At 63.9% G+C, this 18,098-nt stretch carries 20 protein-coding genes and 1 pseudogene; 13 read left to right on the top strand and 8 right to left on the bottom strand.

The annotated features are described in order from the left end of the window. The first annotated feature begins 635 nt into the window (after nt 1-635). From HBB12_RS06245 to HBB12_RS06215, 7 genes and pseudogenes are all read left to right on the top strand, one after another. Entirely contained in the window at nt 636-845 is a 210-nt protein-coding gene (locus HBB12_RS06245; protein ID WP_135414733.1) for a cold-shock protein, read from the top strand. A gap of 414 nt (nt 846-1,259) precedes the next feature. Beyond that, on the top strand, nt 1,260-1,457 hold the full coding sequence (locus HBB12_RS34445) for a DUF6481 family protein (protein ID WP_355291264.1): 198 nt from the start codon (nt 1,260-1,262) through the stop codon (nt 1,455-1,457). A gap of 45 nt (nt 1,458-1,502) precedes the next feature. Next, nucleotides 1,503-1,679: a hypothetical protein gene (locus HBB12_RS06240; RefSeq protein WP_167858512.1), complete on the top strand. Its 177-nt coding sequence runs from the start codon at nt 1,503-1,505 to the stop codon at nt 1,677-1,679. A gap of 278 nt (nt 1,680-1,957) precedes the next feature. Then, nucleotides 1,958-2,143 carry a hypothetical protein gene (locus HBB12_RS06230; protein ID WP_236988550.1) on the top strand — a complete coding sequence of 62 codons (186 nt, stop codon included), beginning with the start codon at nt 1,958-1,960 and terminating at the stop codon, nt 2,141-2,143. A 93-nt stretch (nt 2,144-2,236) separates the two neighbouring features. Further along, nucleotides 2,237-3,673, top strand: a complete 1,437-nt coding sequence (locus HBB12_RS06225) for an ATPase domain-containing protein (RefSeq protein WP_236988549.1) — start codon at nt 2,237-2,239, stop codon at nt 3,671-3,673. 453 nt (nt 3,674-4,126) lie between these two features. Beyond that, nucleotides 4,127-5,400 (top strand): annotated as a pseudogene (locus tag HBB12_RS06220) (flavin monoamine oxidase family protein). Between the two features lie 61 nt (nt 5,401-5,461). Continuing rightward, on the top strand, nt 5,462-5,716 hold the full coding sequence (locus tag HBB12_RS06215) for a hypothetical protein (protein WP_236988548.1): 255 nt from the start codon (nt 5,462-5,464) through the stop codon (nt 5,714-5,716). On the opposite strand, the gene HBB12_RS06210 is transcribed toward HBB12_RS06215, so the two are convergent. After that, a complete protein-coding gene (locus HBB12_RS06210) occupies nt 5,713-6,216 on the bottom strand; it encodes a hypothetical protein (RefSeq protein WP_236988547.1) in 504 nt (167 codons plus the stop codon). The two genes, HBB12_RS06215 and HBB12_RS06210, sit on opposite strands and share 4 nt — an antisense overlap. A 494-nt stretch (nt 6,217-6,710) precedes the next feature. Between HBB12_RS06210 and HBB12_RS06205 the strand changes: the two genes are divergently transcribed. Continuing rightward, nucleotides 6,711-7,792, top strand: a protein-coding gene (locus HBB12_RS06205) for an IS630 family transposase (RefSeq protein ID WP_236987631.1) whose coding sequence is annotated in 2 segments (ribosomal slippage) — nt 6,711-7,197 and nt 7,197-7,792 — 1,083 coding nt in all. Because the reading frame shifts where the segments join, the coding sequence is not laid out codon by codon here. A gap of 303 nt (nt 7,793-8,095) precedes the next feature. Here HBB12_RS06205 and HBB12_RS06200 read toward each other — a convergent pair. Beyond that, nucleotides 8,096-8,470 carry a hypothetical protein gene (locus HBB12_RS06200; protein ID WP_236988546.1) on the bottom strand — a complete coding sequence of 125 codons (375 nt, stop codon included), beginning with the start codon at nt 8,468-8,470 and terminating at the stop codon, nt 8,096-8,098. Between the two features lie 972 nt (nt 8,471-9,442). Here HBB12_RS06200 and HBB12_RS06195 point away from each other — a divergent pair. Then, on the top strand, nt 9,443-10,090 hold the full coding sequence (locus tag HBB12_RS06195; RefSeq protein ID WP_236988545.1) for a hypothetical protein: 648 nt from the start codon (nt 9,443-9,445) through the stop codon (nt 10,088-10,090). Between the two features lie 422 nt (nt 10,091-10,512). Here HBB12_RS06195 and HBB12_RS06190 read toward each other — a convergent pair whose 3' ends face one another. Further along, nucleotides 10,513-12,474 (bottom strand): hypothetical protein, encoded by a 1,962-nt coding sequence (locus HBB12_RS06190; protein WP_236988544.1) that lies wholly within the window; start codon nt 12,472-12,474, stop codon nt 10,513-10,515. Between the two features lie 111 nt (nt 12,475-12,585). On the opposite strand from HBB12_RS06190, the gene relB reads away from it, so the two are divergent. After that, nucleotides 12,586-12,852, top strand: a complete 267-nt coding sequence (gene relB, locus HBB12_RS06185) for a type II toxin-antitoxin system RelB family anti-toxin (protein ID WP_091887011.1) — start codon at nt 12,586-12,588, stop codon at nt 12,850-12,852. A 50-nt stretch (nt 12,853-12,902) separates the two neighbouring features. Here relB and HBB12_RS06180 read toward each other — a convergent pair whose 3' ends face one another. The 5 genes from HBB12_RS06180 to HBB12_RS06160 form a co-directional block, all read right to left on the bottom strand. Next, on the bottom strand, nt 12,903-13,292 hold the full coding sequence (locus HBB12_RS06180) for an XkdD/Y8K6 family phage-associated protein (RefSeq protein WP_236988543.1): 390 nt from the start codon (nt 13,290-13,292) through the stop codon (nt 12,903-12,905). A 1-nt stretch (nt 13,293) separates the two neighbouring features. Further along, a complete protein-coding gene (locus tag HBB12_RS06175; protein ID WP_236992679.1) occupies nt 13,294-13,629 on the bottom strand; it encodes a DUF3768 domain-containing protein in 336 nt (111 codons plus the stop codon). 104 nt (nt 13,630-13,733) lie between these two features. After that, a complete protein-coding gene (locus tag HBB12_RS06170; protein ID WP_236988542.1) occupies nt 13,734-14,387 on the bottom strand; it encodes a hypothetical protein in 654 nt (217 codons plus the stop codon). A gap of 457 nt (nt 14,388-14,844) precedes the next feature. Then, complete coding sequence (locus HBB12_RS06165; protein WP_236988541.1) at nt 14,845-15,216, bottom strand: hypothetical protein; 372 nt, start codon at nt 15,214-15,216, stop codon at nt 14,845-14,847. 354 nt (nt 15,217-15,570) lie between these two features. Beyond that, the gene (locus HBB12_RS06160) at nt 15,571-15,810 is read right to left on the bottom strand and encodes a hypothetical protein (RefSeq protein ID WP_236988540.1); all 240 of its coding nucleotides are present in this window, start codon (nt 15,808-15,810) and stop codon (nt 15,571-15,573) included. Nucleotides 15,811-15,965: 155 nt separating this feature from the next. On the opposite strand from HBB12_RS06160, the gene HBB12_RS06155 reads away from it, so the two are divergent. The 3 genes from HBB12_RS06155 (at nt 15,966) to HBB12_RS06145 (ending at nt 18,046) form a co-directional block, all read left to right on the top strand. Continuing rightward, nucleotides 15,966-16,178: a hypothetical protein gene (locus HBB12_RS06155; RefSeq protein ID WP_236988539.1), complete on the top strand. Its 213-nt coding sequence runs from the start codon at nt 15,966-15,968 to the stop codon at nt 16,176-16,178. A gap of 2 nt (nt 16,179-16,180) precedes the next feature. Beyond that, complete coding sequence (locus HBB12_RS06150; protein ID WP_236988538.1) at nt 16,181-16,357, top strand: hypothetical protein; 177 nt, start codon at nt 16,181-16,183, stop codon at nt 16,355-16,357. Nucleotides 16,358-16,813: 456 nt separating this feature from the next. Next, nucleotides 16,814-18,046: a tyrosine-type recombinase/integrase gene (locus HBB12_RS06145; RefSeq protein ID WP_236988537.1), complete on the top strand. Its 1,233-nt coding sequence runs from the start codon at nt 16,814-16,816 to the stop codon at nt 18,044-18,046. Nucleotides 18,047-18,098: the final 52 nt, after the last annotated feature.

Genomic DNA, 18,098 nt, shown 5'->3' with positions numbered 1-18,098 from the left:
AATAATCAAACTATCGGATGAAGCCATGGCTCATCGGTAAATCCGTACTTAGACAACGCAACAAAAATAGTCAAACATGTCTGAAAAAAGATCAGCCTGATCTCATCACCGGCGTCTTCTTGATCAAAAATGAGCTACAGCCTCGACATATCGATCGGCATATGATCGTCAATGCTCCGTGATCGCGCCAGGATAGGTAGTAAAATTTGGGCTAATCCTCACCAATGACGTTACAGCGCAATTCAACGCAGCCCTTTGCTTTCGATAGGCTACCGAGCTCGTATGACGACACCGATCGGCGGGGAGATCGGCCTCGGCGCGAAGAGGCCCGACGAGGCAGAGGGTACAATCCTGGCATCTTATGTCGAAGCGGACAGCTGCGCGATGAGGCCACCTTTGCAAGATTTCGTATTACAAACCGAACGCGCAAAAAGTTTTTTCTCTGCGCCCTTGCTAATTCGCCTGATCCGAACCATATGAGACGAGTTGATCATTGGCCGGATTGCCGGGCTTTTCGTTCCGCTTACCCCGGGCGTCCGCTCTGTTATTCTCTCCAGATCTGCCGATAGTTGGAGCTTTAGCGACGCTGTGGCGCGCTGAGTTCATGCATGCACCTGGGAGATATGGAGATGACGATGAGCATCGGCACCGTGAAATGGTTCAACGTGCAAAAGGGTTTCGGCTTCATTCAGCCGGATGATGGCACCAAGGATGTCTTTGTCCACATCTCAGCAGTCGAGCGGGCTGGCATGCAGACCCTTACCGATGGACAGAAACTCTCCTACGAAATGGAAACCGATCGCCGCAGCGGCAAGCAGTCTGCCGGCAATCTGCAGTCGGCATAAAATTCACTACATTGGGGTGAGGACATATCTGTCCTCACTTTCATTGCTTAAATTTAAGGTGTCGGTAGCTTTTTAAGCGAAAAAGCGGCGTAAACTTTGAGAAAATCTATAATTTGTTCTTTGCGTTGTAGCAATCAAGCTGTCGCCGCTTCTCGGCAATCGATACTCGCAATAGGTTGGCGACCAGCGTCGCGGCGTCAACTATCCGATCGCACCTACTGCGATCACTCGGTCCACGAACCGCACTGATACGCTTTCCGGTTGATCGCTTCGCGATGCGGAAAGCGGCTTCGCTCAGGCGCCGCGCGGGCTGATGATACGGAATCCGGAAGTGATCTTCCGGATTCCGTATGACACGCCTCAAACCGGTTTTTGTCCCCAATCCGATCCCTCGTCAGGAACCGAGCCTGAGCCATGGGCAAATGCAATGAAGCGCCTCTGGGTGAAAGGCTGGGTTCCGCCTCCGCGGCACGCCAGACCTTGCAAGCCTGGTTTCAGGCGGGGGGCGCCAAGAACGACCTGGCCTCTGCGGACAGGCAAGCCGAACGGCGGGCTATCTTCGCAGCGAGAGCTATTCGTCTGACCGAGCGAGAGACAGAACGAGCTGCTTGAAAAGTAACTCGGATTATCCAGTAGGCTAGAGCAGAAGCCCAGCAAGTGCGTGAGCGCGAGCTTGCGGCGCCTGAGGAAATGCTGCGTGCTGCCGATGCCGCAGTCGCTAAAGTTAAGCTGTGTGCCAAGCAGCAGGCCGCGCGAGATGCCCGCAAGGCGCAAGCTCAGATGTGGTTGCAATGCATTTTGGCGGAACTAGCAGATCTTCCCGATCATGAATAAAGGATCAAGCCACGTGTCCCATAAATTCAAACTGCGCCAACAAGTCCGCATGGTTCAAGGCGGCTTCTCCGACAGGTTGACGAGCAGCGGAGATACTTTCGAAATTGTGCAGCTCATGCCAGAGGATCGGAGTGGGGAGGCGTCGTACCGTATCCGATCTCGTATGGGAGATCGCGCTGTCAGAGAAAGTGAGATTGCCTCTATTTTCTAGTGAATCAAGCCGGCGATGCGGTAGATCATAGCGTTTATAATATATAACTTATCGGGAGAAAATTTTCATGGCAAAGAATTTCATCACTGGTTCAGCGCGCAGTCCTTCCAATGAAGAATTTCGTCGGCGCATTGAAAAATTAACGGAAATGCCCTCATACGCTGGGCTTCCGACAAATAAGCATAGGCAAAAATCCTGGAAAAAGCCATTTGCATGGCAGCCGCGGGAGCGTCCTTTGGACGGCACCGGATAAGCAATTTAACATATCCTGAAAAATAGATGGCATATTTGTCCTTCTACCCTGCAAGCGCCGTGGTGAAGCTCACCATGCTCTGAAAGTATTCCCATGCCCACTCAGCGCGTCGATGCCTCCCCTGTCGCAACAGGGGCACTCGGCCTCGACACCATTCTGGGGGGCGGCTTCGCGGCCAACCGTGCCCACCTGGTCGAGGGGCGGCCGGGCTCAGGCAAGACCACGCTCGCGCTGCAATTCCTCCGCGACGGGGCGCGGCTCGGCGAGCGCTGCCTCTACATCACCCTCTCGGAGAGCCGGCGCGAGCTCGCCTCCGTCGCCTCCCGCCACGGCTGGTCGCTCGACGGCATCGAGATCTTCGAGCTGGTGCCGCCCGAGCTCAGCCTCGACCCGCGCCAGCAGCAGAGCCTCGTCCATTCCTCCGACCTCGAGCTCGGCGAGACCGTGCGGCTCGCCATCGCGGAGATCGACCGGATCAAGCCGCAACGGGTGGTGTTCGACAGCCTGTCGGAGATCCGCCTGCTCTCGCAGAGCTCCCTACGCTACCGCCGCCAAGTGCTGGCTTTGCGCAGCTATCTCCTCATCCACGACACCACCGCGCTCCTCCTCGACGACCTCACCGTCGACCAGGACGACCTCAACTTGCACAATCTCTGCCACGCGGTGATCCAGCTCGAACAGCTTGTCCCCCTCTATGGCGGCGAGCGCCGGCGCCTGCGGGTGATCAAGATGCGCGGTACGCATATCCGCGGCGGCTACCACGACTTCGTCATCCGTCGCGGCGGCCTCTCGGTGTTCCCGCGCTTGGTCGCGGCCGAGCACGGCCATCCCTATGAGGTCGACCGCCTCAGCAGCGGTAATAGCGCCCTCGACGCGATGCTCGGCGGCGGACTCGACCGAGGCACCAGTACGATGCTTCTCGGCCCCTCCGGCGTCGGCAAGTCCTCGACCGCGCTCGCCTATCTGACGGCGGCGCTGGCGCGGGGCGAGCGCGGGCTCATCCTGAGCTTCGACGAGCCGACAGGGATCCTGATGCGCCGGGCTGCCGGTCTCGGTATGGACATCGCGGATGCGGTCGCGGAGGGGCGCCTGCGGGTCGAGCAGATCGACCCGGCGGAGGTTTCGCCGGGCGAGCTCGCCGCCATGGTGAGCGACGCTGTCGAGCGCGAGGGCGTGCGGCTCGTGCTGATCGACTCGCTCACCGGCTATCAGAACGCGATGCCGGACGAGCAGTACCTACTGCCTCATATGCACGAGATCCTGACCTACCTGAACCAGCAGAGGGTGACGACGCTACTCGTGTTGGTCCAGCACGGCTTGGTGGGACAGATTTCGGCCGCGATTGATCCTACCTACCTTGCTGACACCCTACTTTTGTTTCGGTTCTTCGAGGCGGATGGGCACTTGCGCAGGGCGGTGTCGGTGATCAAGAAGAGGATCGGACCGCACGACGACACCATCCGGGAATTCTGGATTGATGCTGATGGACTTCACGTCGGCAGACAACTCGTAGATGCATTGTGGCAGTGAGCGTATGTTCGTTGTCGCTTCTATAGACTCTTATTATCAGTATAAAAATATATATTGCTTCGAACATAATTTAAGATATCGAAATCATACAACTGATACGTGGCGCTAATATATCGTATAATGATCCTATTAAATTGATTTTATCTGCCAAATCTGTTTGAAATATACATAATTATTTCATTGAATATTTTTATGCGCAAATGAATGTCTGGTAAAAATGAACACCGGACGTTCCCAATCTGAAAGCGAATGTCCGCAAGGGGTCACCAGTTCGCCTGCCGCTTTCTCATCTGTCGGCGGACCGCGCGACCACGAAGGCAGGCATCGTGGCCTTCCCGGAGGTGCTGGCGGAGCGGCAGTTGCCGATATGGCCGGTGCCCGCCCCGGCTAGGGACGACGCCCGAAGACCGCCGACGCTTGCCCCAATTGCCGGCCGACCTCACCTACGGCCCCATGGGCAGCGAGTTTGACGTCATCATCGTAGGAGGAGGCGCTGCCGGCATCGGCGCCGCGCGGCGGCTGGCCGCGAAGGGTAAGGCGGTGCTGCTACTTGAGGCGTCGGTTCGCCTTGGCGGTCGCGCCTTTACGCAGGATCTCGGCGGGTATCCGCTCGACCTCGGCTGCGAGTGGCTCCATTCGGGCGACCGCAACGCCTGGGTCGGTATCGCCGAGGCGTCCGGCTTCCCGGTCGACCGAAGCGACCCGCCATGGGCGAAGGCGCATCCTGGCATCGCCTGGGGCCAGGACGACGAAGAGGTGGCCCAGAAGGCGTTCGGCGATTGGGAGGAGCGGCTCCGGGTGATCGCGCAGGGCAGCGACCGCGCGAGCGATGCCCTGGAGCCCGAGGGTGAGTGGGACGCTTACGTGCGGACTATCGCCGGCTTCATGAGCGGGGTCGCGCCCGAGAGGATCTCGGCCACGACTACATCGCCTACGACGATGCTTCCACGGGTCGGAACTGGAACCTGCCACTCGGCTACGGTACCCTGGTCGCTGCCAGCCTCCCGCCCTCGGTGACGCTGCGCCTGGCGACCCCCGTTGAGCGGGTCGACCTGATGGCGGACGGCGTCGCCGTCTTGACGCGCGTCGGTACCGTCCGCGCCAGGGCCGCCATCCTCACAGTCTCGACCGCGGTTCTGGCCGGCGATGCCATCCGCCTGCCCGCGGGAACCGAGCCCTGGCGCGAGGCGGCCGCCGCCCTGCCGCTCGGCCGCAACGAGAAGGTCTTCCTGGAGATCAGGCGCGACGCCGCGTTCGAGCCGGTCTCGCACGCCTATGGCAACCTGCGCGACGCCCGGTCAGCCGCCTACTCGATCCGGCCCAACGGCTGGCCGGTCATCGAGGCGTTCCTCGGCAGCGAAGGGGCCCGCATTCTGGAGGAGGAAGGTCCGGCCGCCGGCTTCGCCCACGCCTCGGCCGAACTGGTCGCCCTGTTCGGGAGCGACGTGGCCTCGGCCATCCGCCCGCTCGCGGCCACGGCTTGGAGCCGGACGGCGTCCATCGGCGGTGCCTACAGTTGCGCCCTGCCGGGGCAATCCCAAGCGCGGGCGCGGCTGGCCCGCCCCTTCGAGGACCGGCTGTTCTTCGCAGGCGAGGCGACACACCCCTTCGACTTCACGACCGCTCACGGGGCCCACGATAGCGGGCAACGGGCCGCCAACGAGGCCATGGCGGTGCTCCGGGACGGGCAGCCGCTCGGGCGGCGCGGGTCTCTCCCGGCTGCTTGAGCGCCAGCGGCTTGGTAGCGGTCTCAGTCCCGGTGGCGCAGGGCCTCGACCAGCACCTCGAATGCCGCCGGTTGCCGGCGCCGGCTCGGATAGTAGAGGTGGTACACGAGGAGGGAGCGCGGCCATCAACGGTGCCTTCCTGAAGGCGGGCCTGATCGACGAGATCAGCGTGCTCATCCACCCGGCTGTCGATGGCCTCACCGGCGTCGAGAGCTTCTTCTGTTACCAGGGCGATGCGGACGAGCGGCCGGGCGTAGGTCAAGCGCTCCGGCATTTCGCGACCGAAACCCCAGAGGGGCGGTATGGTTTGGCTTAGCTACCGGGTTGAGGAAGCGCCGAAGACCAAAAACGGAGCCGGGGAGCGTTCCGCCGGAACCACGAACGACAAGCCGTCAGCCCCTTCGACTGGCCGCGACCTGCGATGAATATGCTCACGTGCTGCTTGACCGCCGAGATCGAGATCGCCCCAGGGCCTGCCGCGTCGGCCACCTCCCAAAGCGGGTGGACGAGGGTCACGGCCCGCAGCGGCCCGGGCTGGGCGCGCACCAGCAGGTCGGCCTGCGGGATCAGCGCGGCGCGCAGTCGCGCTTGGGCTTCGTGGCAACCGTCGCGGCAGCGGCGTGGGCCACAGGTGTCGGGGTTGCACCGGCCGAGCTCACGGATCAAGCCGCGTGGGGCATTGGTGCGGGCCAGAGCCCGGACCATCGCCTGCTGGCGCTGAGCGACCGCGGCTGCGGTCTCGAAGTTATCGAGCCCGAGCGCGGCTAGTTGCTCACGGGCGGCATCGGGGGGATCGGTCGCTTGGTTGGGGGGCACGGGCGGCCTCGCTGCTGTGGGCGAAGCCGTTCCATTTACCGGGTTGTCTATGGGCTAATAGCCGCGCTGGGCCAATCTCCGCTGCGATTACCTGCGCGGATTTATGTGGCTGCTATCATTGCGCTTTCCAGCAATCGGAGCGGAATCTTCCTGCGCTGCGTGGGCTGGATATCCGGGTGGTCGCTCGCATCTCACCGGCCTCACGGTCCCGCCGAACCTGCAAACAGCGCCGCTATGTGGTCGGATAAGTCGCCGCGGTGCTGTGTGAACCGCTCTTTCTGAGCCTTCGTCCGGCGGCCCGCTTTCGCTTTGCGCGGCGCCCACACCAGCTTCTTGAACTGTCGTTCGCTCACATCACGGCCATGCCGCTGCGCTACGCTGGTCACCAGATCCAAAGCTTCGTCACGAGTAATACCAACGGCCGGTGAGGCTGACTCGGCGTGTTGCGCGCGGGTTCCAGTTCTGATTCGGTTCACGGATCAGGAGAGCGTGCCATGACCGGGATCGCCATCACCCGCACGGATCTGAGCGCTGAGGCGTTGCGCGCAGCATCGTCCAAGGCGCCGAGCATTCCGGCGGCGCGTCGCATGCTGGCGCTCGCGCTGGTGCTGGAGGGTGCCGATCGCACCACGGCGGCCCGCTCCTGCGGCATGGACCGCCAGACCCTGCGCGATTGGGTCCACCGCTACAACGCCGAGGGGCTTGAAGGTCTGAGCGACCGCAAGGCGCCAGGCCGGGCCGCCAAGCTGACGACCGACCAGAAGCAGCAGTTGGCCGCGCTGGTCGAGGCGGGGCCGGACGTCGACACCGATGGCGTGGTGCGCTGGCGCCGGGTCGACCTTCAGGCGCGGATCAAGGATCTGTTCGGGGTCGAGATGCACGAGCGCACCGTTGGCAAGCACCTGGCGGAGCTTGGCTTCGTGCGGCTTTCGGTGCGCCCGCAGCATCCCAAGGCCGACGAGGAGATCCAGGAAGCATTTAAAAAAACTTCGCCGCGCGCGTGGCAGAGGTCCTGCCCGAACCCGTCCGCGCCAAGCCGCTCGAGATCTGGTTTCAGGACGAGGCGCGCGTCGGCCAGCAGGGCACGCTGACGCGGGTCTGGGCGCGCAAGGGCACGCGCCCGCGGGCGCCCCGCGACCAACGCTACAAGTGGGCGTACGTGTTCGGCGCGGCCTGCCCGGCGCGCGCGACCAGCGCGGCCTTGGTGCTGCCGACGGTCAACACCGCGATGATGTCGCTGCACTTGGCCGAGATCAGCAAGCAGGTGGCCGAGGGCGCACACGCGATCCTGGTGCTGGACGGGGCCGGCTATCACGGCACCGCCAAGACACGCCGACCGCGTGGCCTGGCGGTGCCGGACAACATCACGCTGTTGCATCTGCCGGCGTCCTCGCCGGAGCTGAACCCGATGGAACTGGTCTGGCAATACGTGCGCCAGAACAAGCTCGCCAATCGGGTGTTCCGTGACTACAGGCAGATCGTCGAGGCTTGCTGCGACGCCTGGAACTTCTTCGCCAACAACCCGGACCTCGTGACCTCAATCACAGCGCGCGACTGGGCGAAGGTCAAAGTTTAGGGCCGTTGGTATAATGCCGTAATCGTGCGCACGCTCGTGTGCGCGGATGAGCTCGCCCGCCTGGTGCAACATGGCCTCGCTCGCAGTCTTCCCCCCTTCCTTCCGGCGGGCGTCCATCCAGCGTTCGAAGGCGGCCCTCTCGATCACCACGTCGGCGAGCTGGTCCGGCAGCCCGGGTTCGCGGATCACGGTGCGGCCAGTGTAGAAGATCGGCCGGGCTTGCTTCAGCCAAACCCCTGGAGCCAGCATCGGGCTGCGCACGCCCGTAGCGTGATGCACAGCGTGCGCGGCGAGCCGGCCCGTCTAGAAAGCCTCGCGCAGTGTCGTGCGCACCGCCTTGTACAAACGCGTGCAAACCCGCCGTTCGGCTTGCGTGAGTGCGAGGTCGACGGGAATACGTCGAAGCCTGGCTCGAATGCCCATCAATCGCAAATCGTGGCGGACATGCCGTCGCTCCTTGCGAGACCATCGGAACGGCATGGCCGCCCAGCCGGGCATGTATCCCCAAAGGCCCGGGTGATCATGATGGCCGAGCGTGTTGAGGGCGTCCACCAGCGGCAGCCAACCATGGAGCGTGGTGGCCGGCGTGCCGGAGAGGCGCAACGGCGTGATGATCGTGCCAAGACTAGACTCTGCGGAACTCATTGCCGACTCCTCGACCTGCACGATGTCTCTCATGATCGCACGCCCGTTGGGAAGGAAACGGTCCACGGGTCGATGGAATTCATACGCCCGCGACGGCGCACTTGACCGACGTCGCTGCCAACACGAGGACGGAACACGCCTACCGCGGTCGGATCCGGAGCTTCCACCGAAACTCCAGATCGCAGGGCATCCCGACGTATCCTGCGCATCGCCGAATGGTGACCCCGTAACCGTCGAAGCCCAAGTCGTGGCGGATCAAGCCCTCGATTCTGGCCAAGTTTTCCTCGTCCCAGCAGAGCCAACGAGGACTTTCTGTCAGCACTCCAAATTCCACCGTCAACTGACTCGCATTGTGCTGAAGCATCAGGGTGTCGCTTAGATCCAGCCGTCGGTTGGTAAAGCTCCCGAGAGCGGCCCCACGCCGGTAGAACGACAGCGTACACTTCGGCGGCCAAAGATACTTGTCCTGCACAGCCGTTGCCCGCCGCCGCTTCTTTAACTCCACGAATCAATCAGAACCACGAGGGGAGGAGAATGACAAGAGCAGCGATAAGCGAGTGGTCACACATCGGGCTGCCGCCGTAACCCGCGATACCGCCAGCCCCTGAAATAATCAGCAGCACCATCGGCGAACGCAATGCAAATTGGAGTATCATGTTCGACGTCGGACCGCCGGTAAAGCTGTTGGCTATACGCACAGAGCCCGCTGCGCCGACGCTAAAATCGATGCGCGAAGATCGGCGATGCGGGTATTTCGGACCCTTCGGGCGGCCTACTCTGACCGAGGTCGTCTTCAAGGGCGTCGCCGGAGCGAGCGCGCATGGTGATGACCAGAACTTGATCAGGCCCCGCATAACTCGAATGGCTGGTCTGCTGTCGGTCGATGCCAACCTGCTTCGGCTTAGCTGAATATCTGCCATTCGAAATTCAAGAGGTGAAGACGTGAAAAATACAAAATATGCCGGAGATATATCAACGCTGGCGGGTATTGCCCGGAGCCAGAAGATGCTCGGCGCCTGCTATCACTGCGAGAAGCACAAGGTCTATGAGTTGGTGTCGGCGCGTGGGCAGCTAACTTGGCACGTCGCCAACGGCGAGCTCGAAGTTATCGGAAACAGCCTCGAAGCCATCTCACGCGTCTGCCGGATGGTGGAGAACTTCGAGCGGGCAAAGGCGCGAGGCGGATGCGCTGACCTGCCCAAACTGCGCGAGGAGCTCAAGATCGTCCCGATGCCGACGGTGCACACGGTAACCAGCGCCTATAACCTGCTCTACGGCTTCTACGGCAAGGCCGGGGCGCAACGTGGAGCATCGTCCAAGGTCAAGCCGGCCAGCGATGGCGTGCGACCCCCGAGCGGGGTCTTGGTGGTGGCCCACATGCAGCTCGCGCGCAATGCCAAGCCGGTTACCGCGGTGCAGGACAACCTCTGCTGGGACTACAGCGTCTATCTGGAGAGGGCCGAGAACGAGCGCGTGCACCCGGACGACTTCGAGGGGTGGATCGGCAAGGAGGTCCTCAACGGCTGGACGGTGGCAGCCAAGAAGCTGCAGATGCACAGTGAGACGGCAATCGACTGGCACTACCGCAACTACCTCTCGGATCGTGAGGAGGCCGAGATTCAGGCGATGATGGCGCGTTCGGCCCTGCACTGATAAAGTCTGGTTCACTCGGTAAGCTATAACATCCGGCCGCATGGATGGACACTATCGCCCCTCCCCATCTTTGGGGAGGGGAGGCTCGCCGCGGACGGTCCCACATCACGCGCCAACGATACTTGCATGAACTATTCGGCAAACCGCCGAAGCGTCGCCTCCATTTTCCGTCGGTCGAACGGCTTGCCGAGCACGATGAGCACCACCTCACGCAGATCCGACTAGCCTTGCCGCTCCGACTGCACCGCCGACGATTGCCCCAAGCGGGCCAGCTACTGCGCCGCCTTCCGCTGCCCCTTCCTGAGCCCTGCGCACGAGCCCTTCGGCGTCATAGCCCTGCGTCCTTGACGGAGCGCAGGGCTAACATGTTCGTTGGCTCCGACACTTTACATCAGCTGTTCCGGGTACTCTGGCGACCTTATTCACGGACGCACCTCGATCAGGTCGTCACCGAATGAGTTCTTGCGCACCGTGATCGTCACCAGCCCACGCTGGCCCGAGGACCACTCGGCCTCGAACACGCACGAACGTACTGCATCAGGCTGCCCAGAATTCGTAAGCCCACGCGTCAAATCGAGCAGCTTGCGCTCCCCGAAGCGTGCGCGGTCCGTGGCATTGGCGGCCTCCATCAACTGCCGGCGCACTTCGACCCGGTTGCACGGATCACGCGCCAGCGCCGATTCCTCCTCGCGCCGGAGGCGGGCCAAGGTCTCGGCGGCTGCTCGTTCCCGCTCCTCCCGGTTGACGGCGCGCTGAGCTGCGTCGCGTTGCCGTTGGGCCGCAGCCTCCGCCGCCTGCCGCTCGGCTTGCGCCCGAGCCCCAGCCTGCCGTTCCGCCTCGATCCGGGTAGCCTGCTCACGCTCGGCCGCAGCTTCCGCGTCACGCTCGCGGTTCTGACGTTGCAGGCCCGCCAGTTCGTCCTCTTGCTGCTGGGCCCGCGCCTCTCGCGCCGGGCGATCCCGCTCCCAGGCTTCGGCTTCGGCCGCTCGGGCTGCCCGTAGACGCGCGTCGATCTGCGCTCGTGCCGCCGCAACCTGCGCGGCGTCGGCGGGGGCGAGCTTCAGCCCCGCCGCGAGAGCATCGACGGCTTTGAGCTTGCCAGCGATGTCGTCGGCCGAGGTTGAGCTTTCGGCCTCGGCGGCCCGGCTTAGAATGCCGGCAAGCCGTGCTGCGCCCGCGGCCTCCTCCTGCTGCGCCTGCCGGATCGCAGCAGCATTCCCGGTCTCCTGCTGGGAGACGATGACGCGCATCCAGCTCTCGTCGGCTTCGACCGGCGAGCCGGACCGCTTGCCGCAGGCCAGCACGCGGTTCTCGAAGGCGCGCCAGACCTCGTAGCGCCATGCCGCCAGTGGCACCGAAAACGGTGCGGCCGCCGATGCGTCGGGCGGGCCGCCGCGCGTCCACGCGTTGACCGTCGCCTCGGTGAAGCGGTCGCAGGACACGATCTCGAAAGCGCGCGTGTAGTCCGGCTCGCCCAGGCGGGGCCGAGACCCGCTCTGTCGGCCCATCGGCTCGCCGAACCGGTTCACGTAGCCGGTGTAGGCCTTAAGGGTCGCGACGCTGCTCTCGACGGCAGTTGCCCAATCGCGCAGTGTCATATCCTGGCGGAAGCCCGGAAGCGTGCGCTTGCAGTCGAGCAGGAAGGCCCGATAGCGGCCGTACTCTGCGTCACCCCACCGGTAGACCGACAGGCCGAACAGATCGGACAGCTGCTCCCGCGTGCCGCCACGAGGGCGTTCGCGATCGTAGGTCTCGCAGTTCGGCAGCGTCATCCCGGTCGCGCCGGGTTGGGCGCTCGCCGGGCCAGCACCGGTCACTGCGGCGGCCAGAACGGCTACTCCAACGACGATGCCAGCCACCGAGGACGTGCGCGCCCGCCGCGCGCTGGCCGAGGCGATGAGGCGCGCCGTGCGGAGGTCACCGGTCTGACGCTCCCCGACGTGATAACGCCCCGCTGCGTCCCGCAGCACCGCAACCCCGTCCTGGGTTTCGACGTGCACCAGACCCGCGGCCATGTAGCCCGACCATCGCGCCTCAATGGCCGAAACCATCGCCGGCAACGCCCCTTTATCGGGGACCGCCGCCCAGGCCCGCCGCAGTTCATCGAGGGCAGGCGCGCCGTAGGGAGCGAGCTGCGCCGCGGCCGCCTTGATGTCGGGATCGTAGGCAAGGAGGGCCTGCCAAGTCTCGTCCGGAACACCACTCGACCGCTCCAGCCTCTGTCGTGAGGGTACGAACGGCAAAATCGCTGCAGGGACGAGCAACAACAGCGAGGCCCACGCCCAGCCGACGGCGTTGAGGCCCTTTCGATGAGCCACGACATAGCTCACCGCGGCGGCGATCAAGGCGACGAGGAAATAGGCTCCGGAGGCGGACAGCAGCATGACAGAGGTTCCATGGAACGGGCCGACGGCCTGCGGCCGAGCCCTTTGATAGAAGGAATGTGGGACTGTTGGTCCGTCGATTGTCAAGCCGCGGACTGGCTCTCTCGCGCCATGGAGGTGCGAGCACTCATCGGCTGGAATCTGCGGCGGCTGCGCGTCGCCAAGGGCCTCTCGCAGGAGCGGTTGGCGCTCGCGGCCGGCATCGACCGTGCCTATGTCGGGCGGGTCGAGCGCGGCTCGGAGAACGTGACGATCTCGACGCTGGAGGCGATGGCGGTCGCCCTCGCCGTGCCGGTTGCAGCTCTGTTCATCGAACCCGAAGCCGGGGCCGAGCCACCGATGCCGTTGCGGGCGGGGCGGCGCGCGAAGTCCGGGTGAACCTCGACACCGGGTTGGGGAGGCTGGTTGCGCCGGGCGCGTCGGACGCCTCACGCGCCGATCTCCAGCTGCGGGGCGACTCGGATGAGGAGGGCCCAAGCTGCGTCGATCGCCGTGCGGGTCCGGGCGTCGAGGTCGCGCGATCGGAGTGCCGGCGCGGTGAGCAGCGCGAGTAGCCGTTCCGCGAGGTCTGGGGCGGCGGCCAGGAGCTGAGCGTCGGCGAGCCGCTGAATGCCGGTGGCGATGTGCAGCGGGCAGCCACCGGGCTCGACGGGTGCATCCCGCCGAATGAAGTAGGGCCAGCCACCCGTGCGATCCTCGGCCGCTGGCTCGACCCCGAGCATAGTTTGCGCGGGCGATGCTCCCGGTTCGGCCTCGCCGCGCGCCAGCCACGGCCCGGGGGTGGGGATGATTGAGGCCGCCAGTCTGCGTCCGGCCACGTCAGTACTCCCCGGCGAGCATGACGGTCAGCATTCGCGTCGTGATGCTGCTGTCGGCCGGATCCGGGGAGTGCCCCGTCATCGCGCGGTTGTAGTAGTCGATCTTGAAGAACACTCGCTCGCCCGCGACCTCGAGTGCACCGAAGTCGTGTTCGCCGCGGGGATCGTTGTCGGGCGTGAAGTCGTCGTAGGCGGCGATGGCGTCGAGAATGATCTGCTGGCGCTCGCGGCCGAGGGCGATGACGCCAGCGGTCAGCATCAGTAAGCCGCCCGAGAGGGAGCGGCGGAGGATGTCGTTGAGCGCGCGGGTGCGATCCACGTCGAGGACGGTGGTCAGCATGAGAGCCTCGAATATCGAAAGGGAGGTAGGCGGCGGCACGATGCGGCCTGCCACTGGGCGCCCGAGCCAGCCTTTGTGGCTCGGGCGGGGGCGCGGAACCGCTAAGCTTTGCCGGGCGGCAGCAGCGCGAGTTCGTCGGCGCGGCGCAGGATGGTGGGCTCGGTCGGGTAGTCGCGCCAGCGCAGCGAGTGGACGGTGCCGTTGATCCCGATCACCTCCGCCTCCCACCAGCCCTCGTCGGCCCCCTCATGAGCGAGCACGATGCTGCCCAGCCCGATCTCATCCCGGTCGCGGGGCAGCTTGTGCCCGACGAAGGGTCCGGGCGAAGCGGGCGGCAGAGGGGCTGCCGTCGTCGTGCGGGGCAGCGTTCCCCTCCCCGGCTCTTGCGTTGCCGCGGGCGGGCCATCCTCGGCGGCAGGGGCCTGGTCCGTGCCGTCTGGATCCACCTGAACGCCGGCGAGTTCGAGGAGGCGGGGGAAGAGCTCGCGCCGGATGTAGGGGATGAAGGCGCGGCCGCTGCCGAACAGCCGGCCATGGGTGAGCTGATCGGCGAAGGCGCGCTGCTCGTCGTCGGCGAGCTGTACCACCCGGAGGTTCATCACCTCGGCCGCTTGCGCCGCGAGCTTGGCTTCGCTGGCATCGAACCAGGCGGCGCGGGGCCGGCCGGCGTCATCACGCCCGAACAGGACGAGCGCCGGTGTCATGGGCCGCAGCGGCACTTCGGCGACGAGTTGCAGAGCAGCTTTGCCACTCATCAGCGTGCTCCTGAAACGAAGAAGGCCCCCGGAGCGGGGGCCTTGGCGAAGATGCTGACGTGGAGGGCAGGCTGGCCGGGCGGCGGCGATTGACGCCGGGCGGAGAAAGAGGGTCGCTGGTGCATCGCAGATCTCCTTGGCTAACATCGATCAGCGCCAGTGCGTTGCACTGAACAGCTTTCGATAACAGCAATATTGCACAAAAATGTAGAAAAATCAATGTAGATAATTTTGTTATTATTCGTCGATAAAATTTCTACTTAAAATGCGCCTGCATGCTGTAGAACGTCATTGGCATTAGGTTTCAACAACGGGACGGCAATTAACTGCCCCTTCGCGGCACGGCGATGCGGCACGGCCGAGAGGAGGCGCTCCTTTACATGCGCGGCAGCGTGTTCTTCCTTGAAAAAGGCGTCCCAGTCGACTATAATCAAAATTCCGATGACCTAATCGGTATTCAATCGTCTAGCTGAATGCGCCACATTCCTACTCTACCGTCTTCGTGCCACCAGCCTTCTAGAAACTGATCATTCGGAAAGCGGTGAAGCGTAGCCCGACCTTTGTGAGTCTGTGCTGTTAATTTATAGTGCCCGTCGGTTTGCTCCACCCCTACAAACGAATAACGATTTTTTCCATTCATATATTCGATTATAATCGAGCTGCCTTCGATCTTTACGACGCATTGCTCCTCAATCAAGCCATCATCATAGTAGGAACTCATTGTGCAATTGTTCCACACAGGCATGTCATGCTCCAACCGGCAGAACGGGCATCGGAAAAACAAATCAACTTTACAATGGCGAATGCCGGGTGTCTCGCCTTCGTTCATATGGGCAATCCCTAGAGCTTCAAGAGCAGCTCTCATTCCCGCTGAACCGTTCGAGATCGGAGCGCGACGACCATTTTTTCTTGGGCCCCGTTCGGTGGGCTTTGAAGCGGAGGCGGCCGTGGCTAAGCACAGCCGCTACGATCGCCGTCCTACGCACCGCTTTTGCCCGCGAGAGCTTCGCCCAGCTGCTGCTGTTCGAGGAGCTCGCGCCGGCCGCGGCGACGCGGCTTGCACACCAGGACGTCACCCGGCAGGGCGGCGACGCAAGACGGCGCTGGGCGTTAGCCTGAGAGCCTGGTCCGCCAGGACACGCACTCCCCTGCCCGGGGCGGCGCGCCGGTGCAGTTTGTCGGATCATTCAGGCTTCGCGCCCGGGCGGGCTAGCCGTGCCAGCCAGGCCGGATCGACCATGGTGCTGGCGGTCATCTGCAGGACGCTGGACTTGGCGATCAGGCGGAGCCGTTTCTCTTCGGCGTTCATGCGGGCGAAGTCGAGATCGGCGGCCCGGCCATCGAGCTCGTCGCTCACATAGCTGGCCAGCCTATTGCCGGTCGCACCATGGGGTTCGGTCACAGATCTACTGCGCTCGACCACCCTGCCTCCTGCCGGCTGCCCCAAAAGGCCGCCTGGTCTGGACACTCTGACGTTTTGTCCGGGAAAGACCTTAAAACAGCATGAATTCGGCGGTTCTCAACCAGAGTTCGAGATCAATCACGCATAGTATCACTCATATTGACGCGAGATCGTCGATGCAGACGGCTGTTTCAGGGGGCGAACAACGGACCAGGGTCGCGAACCGCTATGCGGAACTCGCGCGCAGCATCTTCATCATTCGCGGCTATGCCGAGCCCGGCAACGCCAGGCTGGGCCAGATCGTGACGGAAGCCATGGCCGGAGCGAGCGCCGAAGAGCTGCGCAGCCCGGACACCATCGGCGTCTCGGCCACTCGCTCAAGACGGTGACGGTGATCCTCGATCGCTACCTGGCACGCACCCGGGCGCTGGCCGATCCGGCCATTGCAAACTGGGAAAAGTCGCCGCAGACGCAGTTTGCAAACCGGCTGCAAACCAGAGCGCAGGCCGCCAGCCCGCGGCAGGAAAAGACCAGTGCTGCGAGGAAGTTGAGTGGCGCGCCCGAATAGATTCGAACCTCTGACCCCCGGATCCGTAGTCTGGTGCCCTGAAGCTAAGTGGCCCTGCGTGACACTTCAGATCGTGTCGCGATGGCCTACACAGGCCGCCGAGACGGTGCGGATTGTTGTGGCATCCGGGTGACTGCAGCAGCTTGTCCGATCACATCCACTGAGGGCCAGTACAAGCCGAGACCGAATGTGGGCTGCTATGAGGGGTGACAATACCTTCTCTGCCAGAAAAACCATGCAGGACAATGGCTTATCGGAGGCATTTGGCGGAAGGGGTGTCCGCCGTATCCACGTCCGCAGGCATCCGCGGGTTTCCCCCTTGGTCTGCATATCAATTTGATAAAAAAGGCTTTTAATCGCTGGTATGTCTGGCGGCGTCCGTGGGCATCCGGTAGAATCCTCGTCACGAGTTGGGGCCCATGTTGGGGCCGGCCGGTAGTGCATGGGGTGAAGCGGATGACGACGCGGCAGTTGAACCGGCTCAGCGCTCGCAAGGTCGCGACCCTTGAGGAGCCCGGTCGGCATGCCGACGGTGGCGGCCTCTATCTGTCGATCTCGAAGGACGGACAGCGGCGACGCTGGGTGTTCCTTTTCCGCTGGCAGGGACGGCTGCGCGAGATGGGTCTTGGTACGCCCCGCGACGTGCCGTTGGCGCGGGCTCGCGAGGCGGCGGCACGGGCCCGTGACCTCGTCGCGCAGGGGACGGATCCACTTGCGATCCGGCAGGCTGAGGCCGCAGTGCCGACCTTCGGCGTCGTGGCCGATGCGTTCGTGGAGGCGATGAAGGCGCAGTGGCGCAACGAGAAGCACGTCGCCCAGTGGCAGATGACGCTTCGGGAGTACGCGGCGCTGCTGCGCGACCGTCCCGTTGACGGCATCAGCACCGATGACGTCGTGCGCGTGCTGAAGCCGATCTGGCTGCAGAAGCCGGAGACGGCCTCGCGTTTGCGCGGGCGGATTGAGCGCGTGCTGGACGCGGCCAAGGCGCAGGGGTTGCGGGCGGGCGAGAACCCCGCGCGGTGGCGGGGGCACCTCGACCTGCTGCTGCCGAAGCGGACGAAGCTCAGCCGCGGGCATCACAAGGCAATGGCCTACGCGGACGTGCCGGCCTTCGTGCAGCAGCTTCGGGGTTCGGTCGGCATCGCCGCGCGTGCGCTGGAGTTCACGATCCTAACGGCTGCCCGGTCCGGCGAGACCTTGGGTGCGCAATGGTCGGAGGTGGACTGGAAGGCGCGGGTGTGGATCGTGCCAGCCGCACGGATGAAGGCTGGGCGAGAGCACCGAGTGCCGCTCAGCGACCGAGCCCTCGCCATCCTCTCGGAGATGCAGGCCCTCGGCCTGGCCGACAATCCATTCGTGTTTCCCGGTCAACGTCCGGGCAAGGGGCTGTCGGTGATGGCGCTGGAGATGGTGATGCGGCGAGCGAAGCGGACGGACACGCCGCACGGGTTCCGGTCGGCGTTTCGGGACTGGGCGGGTGAGGAGACGCCGTTTCCCCGGGAGGTGGCGGAAGCCGCGTTGGCGCATCTTGTCGGTGACGCGGTCGAACGGGCCTACCGACGCGGTGACGCGCTGGAGAAGCGCCGGCAGCTGATGGAGGCGTGGGCGAATTTCTGTGATGTGGCACCAGGGTTCTTGAACGACACTACAGGGGACGTCGAAACGATTCTCGGGGCGAGGGTTGGTTGAGCATGGCGATTCTGCTCAGTGCTGAATAAAGATGTCGAGTGGCCGCATGATT

The sequence above is a fragment of the Methylobacterium sp. SyP6R genome, assembly GCF_019216885.1.
In the GTDB taxonomy this organism is placed as follows: Bacteria; Pseudomonadota; Alphaproteobacteria; order Rhizobiales; family Beijerinckiaceae; genus Methylobacterium.
The sequence above is the reverse complement of the archived record's forward strand: the minus strand, read 5'-3'. Positions and strand labels throughout refer to the sequence as shown.

Bases quoted from the DNA above. Each gene is read 5' to 3' on its own strand.
- HBB12_RS06155 (WP_236988539.1), top strand. From the start codon at position 15,966: ATGCAGACGGCTGTTTCAGGGGGCGAACAACGGACCAGGGTCGCGAAC.
- HBB12_RS06195 (WP_236988545.1), top strand. From the start codon at position 9,443: ATGCTCGGCGCCTGCTATCACTGCGAGAAGCACAAGGTCTATGAGTTG.
- relB (WP_091887011.1), top strand. From the start codon at position 12,586: ATGGAGGTGCGAGCACTCATCGGCTGGAATCTGCGGCGGCTGCGCGTC.
- HBB12_RS06200 (WP_236988546.1), bottom strand. From the start codon at position 8,470: ATGAGAGACATCGTGCAGGTCGAGGAGTCGGCAATGAGTTCCGCAGAG.
- HBB12_RS06190 (WP_236988544.1), bottom strand. From the start codon at position 12,474: ATGCTGCTGTCCGCCTCCGGAGCCTATTTCCTCGTCGCCTTGATCGCC.
- HBB12_RS06165 (WP_236988541.1), bottom strand. From the start codon at position 15,216: ATGAACGAAGGCGAGACACCCGGCATTCGCCATTGTAAAGTTGATTTG.
- HBB12_RS06170 (WP_236988542.1), bottom strand. From the start codon at position 14,387: ATGAGTGGCAAAGCTGCTCTGCAACTCGTCGCCGAAGTGCCGCTGCGG.
- HBB12_RS06215 (WP_236988548.1), top strand. From the start codon at position 5,462: ATGCCGCCGGTTGCCGGCGCCGGCTCGGATAGTAGAGGTGGTACACGA.
- HBB12_RS06245 (WP_135414733.1), top strand. From the start codon at position 636: ATGAGCATCGGCACCGTGAAATGGTTCAACGTGCAAAAGGGTTTCGGC.
- HBB12_RS34445 (WP_355291264.1), top strand. From the start codon at position 1,260: ATGGGCAAATGCAATGAAGCGCCTCTGGGTGAAAGGCTGGGTTCCGCC.
- HBB12_RS06145 (WP_236988537.1), top strand. From the start codon at position 16,814: ATGACGACGCGGCAGTTGAACCGGCTCAGCGCTCGCAAGGTCGCGACC.
- HBB12_RS06225 (WP_236988549.1), top strand. From the start codon at position 2,237: ATGCCCACTCAGCGCGTCGATGCCTCCCCTGTCGCAACAGGGGCACTC.
- HBB12_RS06230 (WP_236988550.1), top strand. From the start codon at position 1,958: ATGGCAAAGAATTTCATCACTGGTTCAGCGCGCAGTCCTTCCAATGAA.